Origin of the sequence: Rhodococcus sp. 14-2470-1b (genome assembly GCF_002259415.1) — a bacterium.
In the GTDB taxonomy this organism is placed as follows: Bacteria; Actinomycetota; Actinomycetes; order Mycobacteriales; family Mycobacteriaceae; genus Rhodococcoides.
Window position 1 is genome coordinate 125,441 of sequence record NZ_NPFY01000036.1, and the last position, 17,486, is coordinate 142,926.

13 protein-coding genes and 1 pseudogene are annotated in these 17,486 nt (G+C 65.0%); 6 read left to right on the forward strand and 8 right to left on the reverse strand.

The window, feature by feature from the left end; translation table 11 throughout:
- Window positions 1-90: 90 nt before the first annotated feature.
- On the forward strand, window positions 91-582 hold the full coding sequence (locus tag CH293_RS25215; RefSeq protein ID WP_094721792.1) for a hypothetical protein: 492 nt from the start codon (window positions 91-93) through the stop codon (window positions 580-582).
- Window positions 579-1,019, forward strand: coding sequence for a ferritin-like domain-containing protein (locus tag CH293_RS25220; RefSeq protein WP_094721868.1), 441 nt, complete (start codon window positions 579-581; stop codon window positions 1,017-1,019). Before CH293_RS25215 ends, CH293_RS25220 begins: the two co-directional genes overlap by 4 nt.
- Here CH293_RS25220 and CH293_RS25225 read toward each other — a convergent pair.
- The gene (locus CH293_RS25225) at window positions 925-2,427 is read right to left on the reverse strand and encodes a DHA2 family efflux MFS transporter permease subunit (protein ID WP_037111500.1); all 1,503 of its coding nucleotides are present in this window, start codon (window positions 2,425-2,427) and stop codon (window positions 925-927) included. The two genes, CH293_RS25220 and CH293_RS25225, sit on opposite strands and share 95 nt — an antisense overlap.
- A 77-nt stretch (window positions 2,428-2,504) precedes the next feature.
- On the opposite strand from CH293_RS25225, the gene CH293_RS25230 reads away from it, so the two are divergent.
- Window positions 2,505-3,098 carry a TetR/AcrR family transcriptional regulator gene (locus tag CH293_RS25230; protein WP_037111498.1) on the forward strand — a complete coding sequence of 198 codons (594 nt, stop codon included), beginning with the start codon at window positions 2,505-2,507 and terminating at the stop codon, window positions 3,096-3,098.
- Here the strand turns inward: CH293_RS25230 and CH293_RS25235 are convergent.
- Together CH293_RS25235 and CH293_RS25240 are read right to left on the reverse strand one after the other, a co-directional pair.
- The gene (locus tag CH293_RS25235) at window positions 3,095-4,819 is read right to left on the reverse strand and encodes an acyl-CoA dehydrogenase family protein (RefSeq protein WP_094721793.1); all 1,725 of its coding nucleotides are present in this window, start codon (window positions 4,817-4,819) and stop codon (window positions 3,095-3,097) included. The two genes, CH293_RS25230 and CH293_RS25235, sit on opposite strands and share 4 nt — an antisense overlap.
- A gap of 96 nt (window positions 4,820-4,915) precedes the next feature.
- On the reverse strand, window positions 4,916-6,664 hold the full coding sequence (locus CH293_RS25240; protein ID WP_037111494.1) for a proline--tRNA ligase: 1,749 nt from the start codon (window positions 6,662-6,664) through the stop codon (window positions 4,916-4,918).
- Between the two features lie 48 nt (window positions 6,665-6,712).
- Between CH293_RS25240 and yaaA the strand changes: the two genes are divergently transcribed.
- Together yaaA and CH293_RS25250 are read left to right on the forward strand one after the other, a co-directional pair.
- Window positions 6,713-7,456, forward strand: coding sequence for a peroxide stress protein YaaA (gene yaaA, locus CH293_RS25245; protein WP_094721794.1), 744 nt, complete (start codon window positions 6,713-6,715; stop codon window positions 7,454-7,456).
- Entirely contained in the window at window positions 7,453-8,676 is a 1,224-nt protein-coding gene (locus CH293_RS25250; protein ID WP_094721795.1) for a DUF2786 domain-containing protein, read from the forward strand. Before yaaA ends, CH293_RS25250 begins: the two co-directional genes overlap by 4 nt.
- A 25-nt stretch (window positions 8,677-8,701) precedes the next feature.
- Here the strand turns inward: CH293_RS25250 and CH293_RS28830 are convergent.
- Window positions 8,702-9,805 (reverse strand): annotated as a pseudogene (locus CH293_RS28830) (DUF418 domain-containing protein); the annotation flags it as partial.
- 107 nt (window positions 9,806-9,912) lie between these two features.
- Here CH293_RS28830 and mgtE point away from each other — a divergent pair.
- Window positions 9,913-11,259, forward strand: coding sequence for a magnesium transporter (gene mgtE, locus CH293_RS25260; RefSeq protein WP_037111583.1), 1,347 nt, complete (start codon window positions 9,913-9,915; stop codon window positions 11,257-11,259).
- A gap of 13 nt (window positions 11,260-11,272) precedes the next feature.
- On the opposite strand, the gene CH293_RS25265 is transcribed toward mgtE, so the two are convergent.
- From CH293_RS25265 to CH293_RS25280, 4 genes are read right to left on the reverse strand one after another with little or no spacing between them, the layout of a single operon-like run.
- Window positions 11,273-12,736 (reverse strand): MFS transporter, encoded by a 1,464-nt coding sequence (locus tag CH293_RS25265; protein ID WP_170945374.1) that lies wholly within the window; start codon window positions 12,734-12,736, stop codon window positions 11,273-11,275.
- Between the two features lie 50 nt (window positions 12,737-12,786).
- The gene (cobA, locus tag CH293_RS25270) at window positions 12,787-14,028 is read right to left on the reverse strand and encodes a uroporphyrinogen-III C-methyltransferase (RefSeq protein ID WP_037111485.1); all 1,242 of its coding nucleotides are present in this window, start codon (window positions 14,026-14,028) and stop codon (window positions 12,787-12,789) included.
- 11 nt (window positions 14,029-14,039) lie between these two features.
- Window positions 14,040-15,788: an ABC-F family ATP-binding cassette domain-containing protein gene (locus CH293_RS25275; RefSeq protein WP_094721796.1), complete on the reverse strand. Its 1,749-nt coding sequence runs from the start codon at window positions 15,786-15,788 to the stop codon at window positions 14,040-14,042.
- A 15-nt stretch (window positions 15,789-15,803) separates the two neighbouring features.
- Window positions 15,804-17,468, reverse strand: coding sequence for an alkaline phosphatase D family protein (locus CH293_RS25280; protein ID WP_241483834.1), 1,665 nt, complete (start codon window positions 17,466-17,468; stop codon window positions 15,804-15,806).
- Window positions 17,469-17,486 lie beyond the last annotated feature (18 nt).

Below are 17,486 nucleotides of genomic sequence, written 5' to 3' on the forward strand. Positions count from 1 at the left end.
ACGGTGAACGTACAGCCTAGCGCCCATCGCGGCGGCCCGTGACCAGGTGCGGGTGCGCACCGGCAAAGTGAGACCTGGCAGCATGGACGCGTGCTGACGCCCGCGCTATCTCGCCCACTCACACGTCGCGCGTCGTTTCGACTGGTAGCGGGGGCGGCCCTCGCGGCGGCCGGGCTCACCTCGGTCACAGCCTGCACGCCGGGCCAGGACACCGCCGAGACGGTGGACACACTCACCACGCACTTGCGGCAGGCTCGCCAGGACGCGCGGTCGGCCGCGGCGCTCGCTGCCTCGATCCCGGATCGTGCTGCTGCACTGTCGGTCGTGGAACTCGAGCGCACCGCACATGCCGACGCGTTGGCGACGGAGATAGACCGCGTCGCAGGCGGGTCGACGACCACGCCTGCGGCCTCCACCACGACCGATGGCCCGCCTCCGACGTGGGACGAGTTGGTGGCTGCGCTGACCGATTCTGCACGCAGCGCCGCTGATTCGGCGCGCAACGAATCCGGCTTCCGCGCCGGCTTGCTGGGTTCGATCAGCGCCGCGTGCACGACCTCCGTGGAGGTGGTGTTGTCGTGAACGAGCTAGGTGAAGAGCAGCAGGCGCTCGTCGATGCGCTGCAGGCCGAGTACGCCGCGGTGTTCGCCTACGGCATCGTCGGCGCTTTCTCCAATCCTGCGCGCGCGGACCTTGTGGCAACCTACGCGGCTGCTCACCGGGCACGACGTGACGCCACCATCGATGCACTGACTGCGGCGAGCGTCACCCCGCCGCAGCCCGCGACCGCGTACACCACACCGTTTCCTGTGACCGATCCCGTCACCGCCGTCCAGCTTGCCGCTCAGGCCGAAGCGGACACGTCGGTCGCGTGGCGCTCGGTGATCGAGCGCAGCCGGTCCGGCCCCACTCGCGAGATCGGAATCACCGCGCTGACCGAAGCTGCGCTGAGACTTGCGAACTGGCGGACGATCCTGGGAGTGGTTCCGGCGACGGTGGCGTTTCCGGGTCAGCCGTAGGCGTCGTCGCGGCAATGCCCGAGGGCATGAACAGCGCGGCCAGAATTCCGACCGCGACAGCTGCGGCGCCGACCAACAGTGCGGGAGCCAACGCGTCGGTGTACCCGGTGGGAGTCAACGCTCCCCCGCTGCCCAGGAAGACCGCTGTGAGAACAGCGATTCCGAGCGCGATACCGATCTCGCGAATGGTCGAGTTGGTGCTGCTGGCCGTGGCGTGATCGACAGCAGACATGTCGGTGAGCACCGCCGTCGCCGACGGCGCGAATGTCAGGCCCATGCCGATTCCGGCCATGGCCAGGGCGGGAATCATGCTGATGTACGAGGTTCCCGGTTCCACTATCGCGGCCATCCACACCAAGGCTCCGGACTGCAGCGTCAGACCTGCGACGAGCAGCGTCCGTAGACCCAGCCGAGGTGCCAGCACTCCTGCCAGGGGTGCCACGATCATCGGGGCAGCCGTCCACGGCAACGTCCGAAGACCAGCTTGGAACGGGGTGTATCCCATGACGATCTGCAGATACTGAGACAGAAGGAAGACCGCGCCGAACATCCCGAGAGTGAACGACACACCGATGATGTTGGCGACGGAGAAACTGCGAGAGCGGAACAACCGAAGTGGAACGACCGGGAATTTCGTCGACCTCTGACGCATCACGAACGCCACCATGGACACCGCCGATCCGATGAACGAGAGAAGCACCGTCGCCGAGGCCCATCCGTCCTCGTTTCCGTGCACCACCGCCCACACCAGCAGAAAGACGCCCGCGCCTGCGAGCAGGATTCCGACGAGGTCCAGCGGCTGACGATGTCCGTAGGACTCCTTCAGCGCCACGAGTGCGAGAGGCACCGCGACGAGTGCCACGGGGACATTGATCCAGAAGATGGCTTCCCACGAGACACCGTCGACGACTGCGCCGCCGACGACCGGACCGAGCGCGACACCGAGCCCGGACACTCCGCCCCAGATCCCGATGGCGAGTGCACGTTTCGCGGCGGGCACGACTCCGGCGAGCAGCGTCAGGGACAGTGGCATGATGGCAGCGGCTCCCGCGCCCTGAATCGCTCGGGCAGCGATGAGCATCACCGGTGTCGTCGCGAGCGCGGAGCCGATCGAGGCGACGGTGAACACGGCGATGCCCCCGAGGAAGACGTTGCGGCGGCCCCACCGGTCGCCGAGCGTCGCGGCCGCGAGCATCAGCGTCGCGAAGCTCAGCGTGTACGCATTCATGAACCACTGCAGTTCTCCGACCGAGGCCGACAGGTCTGCCTGGATCACCGGGAGCGCACTGGTCATCACCAGGTTGTCGAGGGTCGCCATGAACATCGGTAGCGACGCGGCGAGAATTCCGACCCAGATCGGAATTCGCCGTTGGGTGTCGATGTGCGGCGGAGCGGTCGTCGTGGACATGGCAAGCCTCCGAAGGTTGTAAGCATCGAATGATTACTTGACTGGGGACGCTAGTTATCAACTGATAACCTGTCAACATGCCAGCGCCGACGAAGACCACCCGCATGGACGCAGCCGACCGCCGTGAATTGGTGCTCGACGCCGCCACCCGAGCGTTCGCCAGGGGCGGCTACGCCGGAACCAGCACAGACGCCGTCGCCAAGGAAGCGGGCGTGTCTCAGCCCTACGTCGTCCGGATGTTCGGCACCAAGAGCGAACTGTTCCGCCTCGTGTTCCAGCGCGCGATCGACGGGATCATGCGCGCGTTCGATCGCGTTCTCGACGAGTCACCGTCGGAGCCCGACGTCTGGCCCGCACTGGGTCGGGCGTACGCGGATCTCGTCACCGACCGAGACCTTCTCCTGGTCATGATGCACGGTTTCACCGCGAGCACCACACCGGAGATCGGCACCCAAGCGCGTGACGGCATGTCCGCGATCTACACCCAGATACGCGAACGCACCGGGTGCACGCCCGACGAGGCACGCGACTTCATCGCGCACGGCATGTTGCTCAACTGCCTGCTGGCAATCCAGGCGGTCGAACACTCCTCCGACGAGTCTCCCCTCGCCGAACTCGCCGATTGTGCATTCGGGCCGAAGCTGGCCCAGTTCGTCAAGACCTCGGGCTAGGGCTGCATCTCGTACGCACTGTCGTACGCCAGGACTTCGCCCCACACTGCTTCGAATCTCGCGGCGTTCACGACGGGCTTGCGCAGCGCGCCGACAGCCCATGCCTGCTGCGCCTCCGTCGAGGACGGCTTGCTGTACAGCGCAACGGCATACGCAGAGAAGTCGCGTACCTGAAAGTCGAAGATCTGATCGAGAACTTCGGTCGATACCGCGTCCGCGCTCTCGAGAATCAAGTGACCGTAGACCACGAGCGAGAACAGGTGCCCGACGTTCAGCAGGAAGTCGAGATCACGCTGCTGCTCCTCGTTGGGCGCCGACTCGGTCAGAAACTGCTTGAACGCCAACACCTGCTCGTAGAAACGCCCGACGTTGGGCACGGCCGAGTATTTCTCGTACACGGGCACCCAGTCCTGGAACCGGACCTTGCTCGCGCCGCGCGCCGGTCCCTGAGCGAAGAAGAAGGCGTCGTCCGACGCGTCGTCGCGAACCTCGACCGCCGGAAACTCAGTGGGCGCGAACATGTACGCCGGCATGAACTTGAGCATCAACGCCACGTTGACGTGGACCGTGCCTTCGAGTTTGGGCAACGTGCCGATCAGTTGCGCCGCCTCTCTGAAGTACGTGTTCTTCTCGTACCCCTTCGCTGCGATGACGTCGTGCAATGTACGAACCACGGTTTCGCCCTCCGACGTGACCTTGGCCTTGGTCATCGGATTGAACAGGAGATACCGACGGTCCTCCACCGAAGCGGATCGGAAGTAATCGAGGGCACGAGCGCTGAACAGTTTCATGGCGATCAGCCGCGAGTACGCGTCGACGAAACTTGCTCGCACGTGCGGAAAATCGGTGACCCGGTTGCCGTAGAGGATGCGATTGTGCGCGTGAGTGATCGCCTCGTGGAAGGCATGCTCGCAGATCCCGATCGACCCGGTGCACAGGTTGAACTTGCCGACGTTGACGGTGTTCAGCGCCGCCGAGAACGCGTCGGCGCCGGTGTGCAGGATGTCCTCGGCCCGGACCGGGTAGTTCTCCAGCGCGAACGTGCTGACGAACATCTGACCGTGAACCACGTTGTCTCGCAACACATAGTTGTCATGGTTACTGTTCGCAACGAAGAAGACGTACGCTTCGGGACCCTCGACATCGGTGCGACGACCGAACACGGACACCGTCCCTGCCACGTTGCCGTTGCCGATGTAGTACTTCTCGCCCGACGCCATGAACTCGACCCCGTCTCCCCCGCCGGGAGCCAGAAGCATGTCGGTGGAATAGACGTCGGCACCGTGTGCCCGTTCGGACAGACCGAACGCGGCGACGCCGCCCTCGTCCAGCAACGCCGCAGCCCGGCGCTTGGCTGCGTCGTTGTCGCTCATCCAGACAGGACCCAGCCCAAGGACAGTGACTTGCCACGCGTACCAGTAGGACAGGCCGTAGAAGCCGAGGATCTCGCTGAGCATCGCGTTCCGCGAGGCATCCCACCGCTTGTTCGGGTCACCGTCCGCGTACGCAGCAGGCGTGCAGAACGTGGCGAACAGCTTCTCCTTCGCGACGAATGCGAGGAAATCCGCCGTCCAAACCGCGTCGAGGTCGTCGGAGAGCAGTTTCGCTTTGCCACGACTCTCGAACCAGTCGATCAGCGCGCGCAACTGTCGAGCAGTCTCGTCGTCCAAACGCGTCACGTCGAGCTTCGTGGGATCGAACAGAGAAATCTGCGACACCATTGTCACCTCTCCTTGTCGGTGCGGTTCCCGCGAACTCACTTCGCAGGCTCCGCTCCCGCCAAAGCTACCAGTGAGTAACCGACAGGGAGAGAGGAATCAGGAGCCCCGAACCGCTTTCACGATGTCCGCGACGGCCGTCTCCTTGTCCAACTCGACGCTCTCACCGGAGAACCGATCCCGAAGTTCGACCTTGCCGTCTGCCCATCCGCGGCCGACGACGACCACCAGAGGCATGCCGAGCAGCTCGGAGTCCTTGAACTTGACGCCAGGCGACGCCTTCCTGTCGTCGAACAGCACGTCGAGTCCCTGCAGGTTCAACTCCGACACGATCGCCTCGGCACCGTCGCGCGCAGCCTCGTCCTTGTTCGCGATGACCAAGTGAACGTCGTACGGCGCGATCTCCGCAGGCCAACGCAAGCCCTTGTCGTCGTGCATCTGCTCGGCCACCACGGCTACGGCACGCGTGATGCCGACACCGTAGGAACCCTGTACGAGCCGCACCGGCTTGCCGTTCTCACCGAGAACGTCCACCGTGAACGCGTCGGTGTACTTGTAACCGAGCTGGAAGATGTGGCCGATCTCGATTCCGCGCGCACTGACGAGCGGTCCGCGCCCGTCAGGCGACATGTCACCGTCGCGCACCTCGGCCGCCTCGATGGTTCCGTCCGGAGTGAAGTCGCGGCCGGCGACGAGGTTCGCGACGTGCTTGCCCTTGACGTCCGCGCCGGTGATCCACGACGTTCCGTCGACGATCCTGGGGTCGACGAGGTACCGAACACCGTTGGCCTGCAGGCCACGAGGCCCGATGTACCCCTTGACCAGGAAGGGGTTGGCCTCGAAGTCCGCGTCGGTGAGCAACTGGTACTCGGCGGGCTCGAGCGACGCTTCGAGACGCTTCTCGTCCACCTCACGGTCTCCCGGGACGCCGACGGCGAGCAGTTCCCATTCACCATCCGGCTGCCGCACCTTGAGCAGAATGTTCTTCAGCGTGTCCGCGGCGGTGACGGTCCGGCCGAGATCTGCACTGTTGGCCCAGTCGACCAGTGTCGCGATGGTCGGGGTCTCGCCGGTCTCGTAGTCGACCGCCTCGGGCTGACCCTCGATGGGCAGCGAGTCCGGGCGGGCGGTGGTGACGGCTTCGACGTTGGCCGCATAGCCGGACTCGATGCAGCGAACGTAGGTGTCCTCACCGACCTCGCTCTCGGCGAGGAACTCCTCGGAGGCACTGCCGCCCATGGCGCCGGACGTGGCCGCGACGATGACGTACTTGATACCGAGCCGCGCGAAGATGCGCTGATAGGCCTCGCGGTGGGCGTGGTAGGACGCCTTCAACCCGTCCTCGTCGAGGTCGAAGGAGTACGAGTCCTTCATGATGAACTCACGACCACGCAGAACGCCTGCGCGGGGACGCTCCTCGTCGCGGTACTTGTTCTGAATCTGGTACAGGGTGACCGGCAGGTCCTTGTAGGAGTTGTACTCACCCTTGACCGTGAGCGCGAACAGTTCCTCGTGCGTCGGACCGAGCAGCATGTCATTGCCCTTCCGGTCCTTCAGCCGAAACAGCGCGTCGCCGTACTCGGTCCATCGATTGGTGGACTCGTACGGTTCACGAGGCAGCAGGGCAGGCAACGAGATCTCTTGTGCGCCGATCGCATTCATCTCTTCACGGACGACGTTCTCGATCTTCCGGAGCACCTTCAGACCCAGTGGCAGCCACGAGTAGACACCCGGTGCGATACGACGGACGTAGCCGGCACGAACCAGAAGCTTGTGGCTGTCGACCTCGGCGTCGGCGGGGTCGTCGCGGAGGGTGCGAAGGAACAACTGCGAAAGACGGGTGATCACGGGGTACGAGAGTAGTCGGTGCCCGGCGAAACGGTAACGTTGCTCCCCGTGCTCATCCTGCTCCCACCCTCCGAAACGAAGTCCGACGGCGGTGCGGGATCACCTCTCGACCTCGGCGAGCTGTCGTTGCCGGACCTCACGCCGTTGCGGCAGAAGCTCGCGGATGCCCTGGTCGAGTTGGCTGCGGACGTCGAGGCCTCGAGCGCGGCCCTCGGACTCGGTCCGACCCAGGCCGACGAAATCCAGCGCAACGCGGTGCTGTGGACGTCGCCGACCGCTCCTGCTCTCAGCCGCTACACCGGCGTACTGTACGACGCACTCGACGCCGGTTCGTTCACGCGTGCGGGCCGCGCCCGGGCCGCGGCACGCCTGTGGATCGGCTCCGCTCTGTTCGGAGCGGTCCGTGCGACCGATCCCATCCCGTCGTACCGCCTGTCCGGCGGGTCGAAGATTCCCGGATTCGGCACGCTGCGCTCACTGTGGAAGCCGGACCTGACCGAGGCACTTCTGGCCGAGGCCGACGAGCTGGTGGTCGATCTTCGATCCGGGACCTATCAGCAGTTGGGGCCGGTGCCAGGGGCGGTGACTGCGACCGTGCTGACCGAGAAGCCCGATGGCACCCGGTCCGTCGTCAGCCACTTCAACAAGCACCACAAAGGTCTGCTGGCTCGGACACTGACGTTGACGACCGCCGAACCGAAGGACGTCAAGGGAGTGGCACGGGTCGCAGCGAAGTCCGGGCTTCGCGTAGAGGTCGCCTCGCCGACCGAGTTGATCGTGCTCACCGAGTGAACCCGGTTCCTTCGCTCCTGAGGCAGGGGGCCGACGCTTCGTTCGGCCGCAGCAAGGACCTGCGACTCGTCGACGACATCGCCGACCGGTTGATCGCGCTCGACGAGTTCGACCCGCAGGCACTCGGGTCGCTGGCTCTCACCAACATGATCCAGACGATGTACGAAGCAGGATGGCAACCGTTCGACCTGCTGCACATCGTGCGACGCCAACAAACGGTCGCTGTGTCTTCGCTTGCGGCAGCGGCAATTCTGCACCAATCGGATCTGACCGACGCCGACGACCGGGCGCCGCAGAGCTGGGTCGATCAACTCTCCGAGATCTGTGCCGCGTATCCCAAAGCTGCGGCCCGAGTCGAAGCGTCTCCGAGCTTCCTGGCGGCACAGTTGTCGGCGAGCGGAAAATCGGACTACATCGCTGCCAGTGATCAATGGATCGCGGTGCTCGCGCTTCTGGGGCAATGGCAACAATTGCCGAGATGGCCGCAGATCGGGCCGCTGCCCTCACAGTGGCCACGCAAGCGTGCTCCTCGCATGGACCGCGGCGTGACGACCGGTGAATCACCGAACGGCAAGGTGCTCGGCAGGATCCGCGGACTGCTCGCGAAAGCGGACGCCACCGATTTCGAAGAGGAAGCCGAGACCCTGACCGCCAAGGCGCAGGAATTGATGACGCGGTACTCGATCGACTCGTTGCTGTTGACCGAAGGCAACGTCGACGTGATCAGCCGTCGCCTCCACGTCGACAACCCACATGCACCCGCGAAAGCACAGTTGCTGCACGTCGTCGGCGACGTCAATCGGGTCAAGTCCATCTGGGATCCCGAGTTCGCCGTCGCCACTCTCGTCGGCTCCCCCGTCGACGTCGAGCAGACCGAACTGCTGTTCACCTCGTTGCTCGTCCAGGCCACGCGGGCACTGTCGCACTCGCCGAAAGCCAAGCGGCGCAAGGGCGCTGCATCCGCAGCGTTCGGCAAGGCGTTTCTGTTCGCCTATGCCGTCAGGATCGGCGAGCGTCTCGCCGACGTCGGCGCACTCGCCCTCGAGGAGGCGACAGAACAGTCGGGAAGCCTGCTCCCGATGCTCGCCGCACAGACTGCGGCCGTCGAAGAGGAATTCGATCGGTTGTTCCCCCGGGTCCGGGCCATGCGAGGACCCAGACTCGACGCCGAAGGATGGCACTCCGGCCAGGCTGCCGCCGACGAGGCCCACCTGTCGTAGCCACGCCGATTCCCGCCGAGTAGTTCCACAACCATTCGATCGGCCCACGTCGGTGGCGCCGCAGCCACAGGTGTGCGAACAGGCTCAGGATCGACACCGTCACCAGGTAAACCGCGACCGTACCGAGGACCTTCTGCGCGGGCGCATCGAGTTTCGCCGCGATCCCGAATCCCCACCCGTAGCACAGCACCGAGGCCACCACGTTCTGGAGAACGTAGCTCGACAATGCCATTCGTCCGATCTCGGTGAGCCGCGCGGTCACGAAGCCGTCGCGATCACCTCGAACGTACAAAGCGGCCACGAACGCCAGAATCCCAAGGGATACCAACGGTGCTGTCAGGTATCGAGATACGATGATTCCAGGGTCTCCGCCCACCAGTCCTAACGCGAAGTCGATAGGCAGCGCGGCCGTCCCGAGAACCATCATCCTCCGTCGAAGAGTTCTCCCCGATGCGGACAACACTCCCGCGCGAAACAGGCTTGCCCCCAACAAGAACAGTGCAATCGACATCGGAAGGATCAACACCGTCTCGGAGCGGAACACCACTGCGTTGTCGATACGGAAGAGCACCAGATCCCAGAACGAGCCGTCCGCGTACGGGTTGGGCTGCAGCGGTGACGGCTGCGTACCCTCCGACGCGGAGGCCAGCAGTGCTGCGATCGCCGAGATCATCACGACGTGTACGCCGGCGGCGCAGATCATCCACCGCCGCTGAGCACGTTCCCCACCGACGAGAACGTACGCGACGACGAAACCGGTGACGGCATACCCCATCAGCACGTCGAATTCGGTGAACAGAAGGAAGTGCAGTACCCCGTCGACGAAGAGCAGTGCCGCCCGGATGGGGTATCGACCTGGCCACGCTTCCCCTCGCGTCGACGCCGACCGCTGCTGGATCGCAAGCCCCATACCGAACATGACGGTCAGAAGACCGAGGAACTTGCCCTGGGCGCATTGTTGCAGAATTCGTTCGACCAGACCCCACCCACCGTCACCTTTCCCGACAGCATCGAGATATCCGACGAGCCCGGATCCGCTGGTGAAGATCCAGACGTTGGTGCCGAGCGTGCCTGCAATCGCGATGCCGCGCAATACATCCAATGATCGATACCGTTCGAGCGTCGCCATGGCTCGACGGTAACGACATCGATGCATTCATCGCGTCCTCCTTTCGACGGACCCCGAAGGGAAGCAGCCCACACGTTCACGCTCGGTGCACTCGGCACAATGGACGAGTGCACCACACTCTCGACGACGTCATCACCCGCTCGACGGAACTGCTTCGCGCGAAAGATCTCGCCGGCATGTCCCAGCTCGTCGCGGACCTGCCGCCTGCCGACGCAGCGCGGATTCTCGAACGTACGGACTCGGCCGAACGCGCGGTGCTGTATCGATTGCTGCCGAAGGATCGCGCACTCGATGTGTTCGAGCAGTTCGACGCGTCGGTCCGCAGCGAACTCGTCACCGCGCTGCGAGACGACGACGTCGTCACGCTCTTCGCCGAACTGGATCCCGACGATCGCGTCGAACTCGTCGACGAACTTCCCTCCAATGTGGCGCACCGGTTGATGCAGGGACTTTCACGGACGGAGCGTGAGCTCACCGCGCCGATGCTCGGCTACGCGAAAGGATCCGTCGGACGGCGGATGAGCCCCGAGTACGTCCGTGTCCACCCCACCACGACGGCGGACCAGGCCCTGGCTCAGGTTCGGGCGATCGGAGCCGGTGCCGAGTCCGTCTATCTGCTTCCGATCACCGACGACAGCCGACGGCTCGTCGGCGTCGCGACGCTCGCCGACGTCGCCACCGCCGACCCCACGACGGTCGTCGAGAACCTCTCCACGAGCCGGCCCGTCGTCAGGGCCGACGTCTCCGCCGAGGAAGCCGCCCGTTCGTGCCTCGACCATCGAAGCCCAGCCGTAGTGGTCGTCGATTCGGAGAATCGCTTGATCGGCATCCTCACCATCGACCAGGCATCACGCATTCTCGAGGACGCCGAGGACGAGGATGCGGCACGTGCCGGCGGCACCGAGCCTCTGCGCCGGCCGTACCTGGCCACTCCGGTGCTCAGCATCGTCCGATCGCGTGTGGTGTGGCTTCTCGTCCTCGCGCTGTCCGCCATTCTCACCGTGCAAGTTCTCGAAATCTTCGAGCATGCGCTGGCTGCGGTGGTGACGCTCGCACTGTTCATTCCGCTGCTGACCGGAACCGGTGGCAACACCGGATCCCAAGCCGCCACCACGGTGACTCGAGCACTTGCCGTCGGCGACGTACGCCCACGCGATATCGGCGCGGTACTGTTCCGCGAGATTCGCGTGGGCGCAACCATGGGCGCGATGCTCGGAACGCTCGGTTTCGTCATCGCAGGCCTGGTCTACGACTGGCACCTCGGCCTGGTCATCGGATCCACTCTCCTCGCGATCTGCACGTTGGCCGCAACGGTCGGCGGTGCCATGCCGCTGTTGGCCAAGAAGATCGGCGTCGATCCCGCGGTGTTCTCGACGCCGTTCATCTCGACGTTCTGCGACGCAACGGGATTGATCGTCTACTTCGCGATCGCGAAGCTCGTGCTGGGTGTCTAGGTCGATTGGGCGTCTAGGCCGATTGGGCGTCTTCCTGCGCGGCCTGGGCCTGGGCGACCTGTTGGGGGGTGAAGCGAATGAAGAACGCCGCGAGGCCTGCCACGACGGCGAGGATGGAGCAGCAGAAGAGAGCGAACATGTAGCCCGAGCTCAGGGCGCCGAGCTGGACGTCGTTCATCAACGTTGCCGGGCCCGTGGTGCCGCCGAGCGAGAGCGTCCGAGAAGTGACCAGTGCGCCGACGATCGCGAGCGCTACCGGGCCGCCGAGGGTCTGCGCGACGAGGGCGATGGCGGTCAGTGGGCCGATTTCGGTGGCCTGCACCCCGGCGATCGCGCACAGCGGCAGCGGTATCGATGCCATGCCGACGCCGAATCCGATACCGATGACCGGGAAGAAGATGCCGGGGAAGTACGACGACTCTGCGTCCATGGTGGCGACCGAGAACAGCAGCCACCCGATCATGATCAGTGCGCCTGTCATGACCAACCATCTCGGCTGAATGCGCACGACCAGTTGGGAGGTGATGAACGCGGCAGCACCCAGGCCGAAGGCGAACGGCACGAACGCGAGACCTGCGGCGAGTGGGCTGTAGCCGAGGATGTCCTGAACGAACAGAGCCACGAACGCGGCCAGGCAGAACATGACGCCGCCGGCGAAGAAGATCGCGACGAAGGTAGCGACGCGGTCCTTGCTGGCGAACAGAGAAAATGGGAGCAGCGGGTTGGCCGCTCGACGCTCGACGACGAGGAACAGCCCCAGCAGGATCAGACCCGCGACGAGGGAACCGATCACCAATGGGCTGAGCCACCCCAGTTCGGTGCCTTCGCTGAGCGCGAGGACCACGCCGGTACAGCCGAGGGTGCCGAGTATCGCGCCAGGAACATCGAGGGTCAGGCGGACGCCTGCGGTTTCCTTCAGCGACACCACCGCGAGGATGACGATCAGGATGCCGATCGGCACGTTGATCAGAAAGATCCAGCGCCAGGACACTTGCGTCAGAGCGCCGCCGATGATCAGTCCGGCGATGGAACCGACACCCGTCATCGCGGCGTAGATCGCGATGGCCTGATTACGAACCGGGCCCGGCGCGAACGTCGTGGCCACGAGCGCGAAGGCCGTCGGCGACGCCACCGCAGCGCCCACGCCCTGCAGTGCACGCGCGGCGACCAACGTCGCTTCGTTGACGGCGAGCCCGCACAACAGCGACGCGATGGTGAACAGCACGACGCCACCGAGGAACATCTTCTTGCGACCGAACGCATCGCCGAGGCGCCCGCCCAGAAGCATGAGGCCGCCGAACGCCAGTGCGTACGACGTCAACACCCAGTTGCGACCCGCGTCGCTCAATCCCAGATCCGCCTGCAGCGGCGCCAAAGCCAGATTGGCGACCGTCCCGTCGAGAACCACCATGAGCTGCAGTCCGCTGAGAACGATGATCGCCAGACCGAATGCCCTGGTGGTGACCGGGTAGACGATCTGCGTCGTGGGCGCTGCGGGCTGCGTGTGATCAGGCACGGGGGTTCACGTTACCGAGAGTTCACAGAAAAACCAGCAACGGTTCCGATTACGACGATCGCAGGTGGACGTATGCCCTCGTCCTTGACCTTCTGGGCCACCGTGGAGAGGTCCGCCCGTACCTCGCGTTGGGTACGCATCGTCCCCTCCTGGACCACGAGGACCGGCGTCGACGCGGCTCTTCCGCCGTTCATCAGCACCGCCGCGAATTTGTCGATCCGCTCGACGGCCATCAGGAGCACGATCGTGCCCTTGAGTCGCGCCAGTGCGTCCCAGTCGACGAGAGAGTCGGGGTGGTCCGGCGCGACGTGTCCGCTGACGACGACGAATTCGTGAGTCACACCTCGATGCGTCACCGGCACGCCCGCAGCGGACGGCACGGAGATCGCACTGGTGATTCCCGGCACGACGGTGACCGGGATTCCCGCGTCGGTGAGAGCTTCGAGTTCCTCGTAACCACGGCCGAAGACGTACGGGTCTCCGCCCTTGAGCCGGACGACGAACTTCCCTGCCTTCGCTCCGTCGATCAGCGCCTGGTTGATTGCCTCCTGGGCCATCGCGCGCCCGTACGGAATCTTCGATGCGTCGATGACCTCGACGTGGGGGCCGAGCTCGGCCAGCAACTCCGGCGGCGCGAGTCTGTCGGTGACCACGACGTCGGCGTAGGTCAACAGGCGACGCCCGCGAACGGTGATGAGGTCGGGATCGCCTGGACCACCGCCGACGAGTGCGACGCCGGTGTGCGGGGCGTGTGCGGCGTCGGTGACGACACCGGACTGCAGAGCTTCGAGCACCGCGGTCCTCACCGCTGCCGATCTACGGTGCTGGCCCCCGGCCAGCACACCGAGCGTGAGACCGTCGTAATCCGCCGACGCAGGCGTGACCGCGGTTCCGTCGCGCGCGACGTCCGCCCGGACGCAGAAGGTTCTGGCCCGTTCGGCCTCGGCGACGATGGCCGCGTTGGTCTCGGCTTCGTCGGTGCACGCGATCGCGTACCACGCGTCCGCAATGTCTCCGTCGCGGTAGTCCCGCAGTTCCAGCGTCACCTGACCTGCCGTCGCCCAGCCCTCCACCGCGGGCGTCGCCTCACGAGTGATGACATGAACCACCGCACCCGACGAGATCAACAACGGCAGCCGACGCTGCGCAACAGTGCCACCGCCGACGACGACAACACGCCGCCCGGACAGATTCAGGCCGACCAGATAGGGAGAATCGGTCGCGTCGGACTCACTCGATGTGGAGACATTCACGGGACGAAACGCTACCGCGTTGCCTTCAGGGCTCGCTCCCGTAGGCCTCGCTTGCGCTCGACCCGTGTTTCGTCCCAGACAGGCTCACTCGATTCGTAGACCTGCCCGTCGGATCCGAAAACGAGGAACCGGTCGAAGCTGCGCGCGAACCATCGGTCGTGGGTGACGGCGACGACGGTCCCCTCGAATGCCGTGATGGCGTCTTGCAGCGAGTCCGCGGACACCAGGTCGAGGTTGTCCGTCGGCTCGTCGAGTAGCAGCAGGGTGGCACCGGACAGCTCCAGCAGAAGAATCTGAACCCGTGCCTGCTGCCCACCGGACAGGTTGTCGTACAACTGCTCTGCGGCGAGTGACAGGCCGTAACGATCGAGTGCACGGCTCGCGGCCTCGCGTCCCATTCCGTCACGGTGCTCGTTGCCGAGATGCAGTATGTCCAGCAACGTCTTGCCGTGGAGATCCGGCCTGCTGTGAGTCTGCGCGAACAGTCCTGGCCGCACCCGCGCACCCAGCACGGCGGTGCCGCTGTGCGGTACGGGCGCGATCTCGAGTTCCTGTACCGGGAGGTGCTCCCGCTCGGGGTCGGTACCACCCGCCGCGAGCAGCCGAAGAAAGTGCGATTTGCCGGATCCGTTGGAACCGAGCACGGCCACCCGATCACCGAACCAGATCTCCGTGTCGAACGGCTTCATCAACCCGGTCAGCTCCAGGCCGGTACACACCAGCGCGCGTTTGGCGGTGCGCCCACCGTGCAGCCGTACCGTCACCTTCTGCTTCAGTGGAACCGCCTCGGGAGGGCCTGCGTCCTCGAATCGCGCGAGCCTCGTCTGTGCGGCCTGATAGCGGGCGGCGATACCGTCGTTGAACTTCGCTTTCTCCCGCAAACGGAGAACGAGCGCCCGCAGTTTCACTCGTTCCTCGTCCCAGCGACGTCGAAGCTCGTCGAGCCGGGCGTTCCTGTCCTCTCGCGCGTCGTAGTAGGTGGCGAAGCCTCCGCCGTGGACCCAGGAGGTGGCCCCGTTGATTCCTGGTTCGAGAGTGACGATGCGGGTCGCCGCATTCGCGATGAGCTCGCGGTCGTGACTGATGAAGAGAACAGACTTGTCCGATTCACGAATCGTCTTCTCCAGCCACCGCTTACCGGGAACATCCAGGTAGTTGTCCGGCTCGTCGAGTAGAAGCAACTCGTCGGAACCGGCGAACAACGCCTCGAGCACGACACGCTTCTGCTCGCCACCGCTCAACGTCGACACATCACGCCATTTCGCGACATCGAACGGCGTACCGAGCGCCGCCATCGTCACCTTGTCCCAGAACGGTTCCAGGTCATATCCCCCGATGTCGCCCCAATCCGAGAGCGCTGCAGCATATTTCATCTGCGTCTTCTCGTCGTCCGTCTCCATCATCGCGTTCTCGGCCGCGTCCAGAGCCTCGGCGGCTCGGCGCACCGCGGGCGCGGACACCGACAGCAACAGATCCAGAACAGTCGTTCCGCCGGCTCCACTCCCGACCCCACTGGTCGTTCCGCCGGCTCCACTCCCGACGAACTGACGCATGACCCCGAGCGCACCCGATCGGGTGACAGCGCCGTCCTCGGGTTCGATGTCGCCGGAGACGATGCGAGTCAACGTGGTCTTGCCCGTGCCGTTCGGTCCGATCAACGCCATCTTGGCGCCGTCTCCGACACGGAATCCGACGCCGCTGAGAAGCTGCCTGCCGTCGGGCAGGAAGTAGTCGATGTCGGTCAGTTCGAGGTGAGCCACGCCGACAAATCTATGTCAGGGAGTCAACGTCATTTTTCGAGTGGTGGTCAAGGTCTGTCGGCCGACGGGATCGACGTGCGCATGCTCGACGCTCACACGCGCCGTCTCCCCTTCGGTCGTGAGCAGCATGACGCCGTTGTCGAACCACGGCCCGGCTTCGGCTTCCCAGCTGACGTCGGGCGGCGGCACCTTGGCTCCCCGTGCGAGCGAGGCCAGTACACGGGCGGCCGGACGTTTGATCGCGAGCCGGTTGACGGCACGGATCGGCAGGTTCAGCGGGTTGCGGAACGGCGACATCGTCAACTGGTACGTCGCAGGAACGTCGCCTCCCACGCCGAACTCGGCACGCGCGACGTACGAGCAGTGCACGTCGCCGGAAAGCCACATGATGCTGGCGGGTGCGTCGTCGCTTCGGGAGATCTCGCGCACGAGGGTCGCCATGTCCAGAAACGACTTTCCGAACGCAGCCCAGTGCTCGAGATCCAGGTCGATTCGAAGCTTCTCTCCTACTCGCGCCGCGAGCTTGCCCCAGCTTCCCTGTGCCACAGCCTCGTTCCACTGTTCGAGGTGATGCAGTGCGGGCAGCATGAGATACGGCAGTGACGAGCCGAAGAGCAGGTGCCTCGGAGACTTCTCGAGCGCGCGTTCCCTGACCCACGCCCACTCGACGTCGTCGACCATCGCGCGACTGCTGGGGTCGAGGTCACGAGAGCACCGGGAGTCGATCATGATCAAGCGAGTGTCACCGAAGTCTCGGTAGAAGCTCCACCGGCCAGTCTCGGGTACCTCGTCGACTCGAAGCGAGAACTCCGAGAGCAAGCGTTCGCGATCCTCGTCTGTCGCAGCGGCCTTCACCTGTGCGTACAGCTCGTCTCGACCGAGCTCGTCGGGCGAGAGATTGCCCAGGTGCTGATACACCCAGTACGACGAGAACGCACCCACGACGCGGTCCTTCCACCAGGGCCTGGTCTCGATGTCGGCGCGCCACGACGCCGACGAGTTCCAGTCGTCACGCAGGTCGTGATCGTCGAGAATCATGCACGACGGCACGCTCGCGAGCAGTGTCCTGACCGGCTCGACTCCCCACGACTCGTGGTAGAGCCACGAGTACTCCTCGAAGTCGCAGATCTCGTCGGCCGCGTCGGTGTCGCGGGCACTCGCCGGGCCGTCGCCCGCGGCTCGTCGAGCGCGCAACCTCTCGATGATCTCCGGCGACGGGTCGTCGGCATAGACCTGGTCGCCGAGCAGGAGCAGCGCCTGCGGCCACTCCTCCGGTCCCTGCCCGGCCATGCGGGTGCCGAGGCCCGCGAGCGCATCCGCGCCGATTCGCTGGAGGGATTCGTCGCTGTAATTGTCTCCGCGCCTGCAGGATCCGAATGCGAAGGTCACCGGACCGTGCCGGTCGATGGTATGAATTGCCGCGGTTGCACCCGGTTCGGGCCAGACGACGCGGCCGTCGAACGTCGAGTCGTAGGTGATGGCGGTGTCGGCAGGCAGATCGGTGAGCGCGACGAGCGCGTAGTGGTGACCGTGAACGCCCCACGTCGAAGCCTCACCGTGCACGCCGGTATCGGTGGTGACTCGGACGGTTCCAGGCCTGTCGAACTCGAACCAGAACGTCGCATCGTGCGCACCGACATAGCGGACGAGAGGACCGAGTACGAGCGGTGAAGACGTCATCGTTAACACGATGCCCTG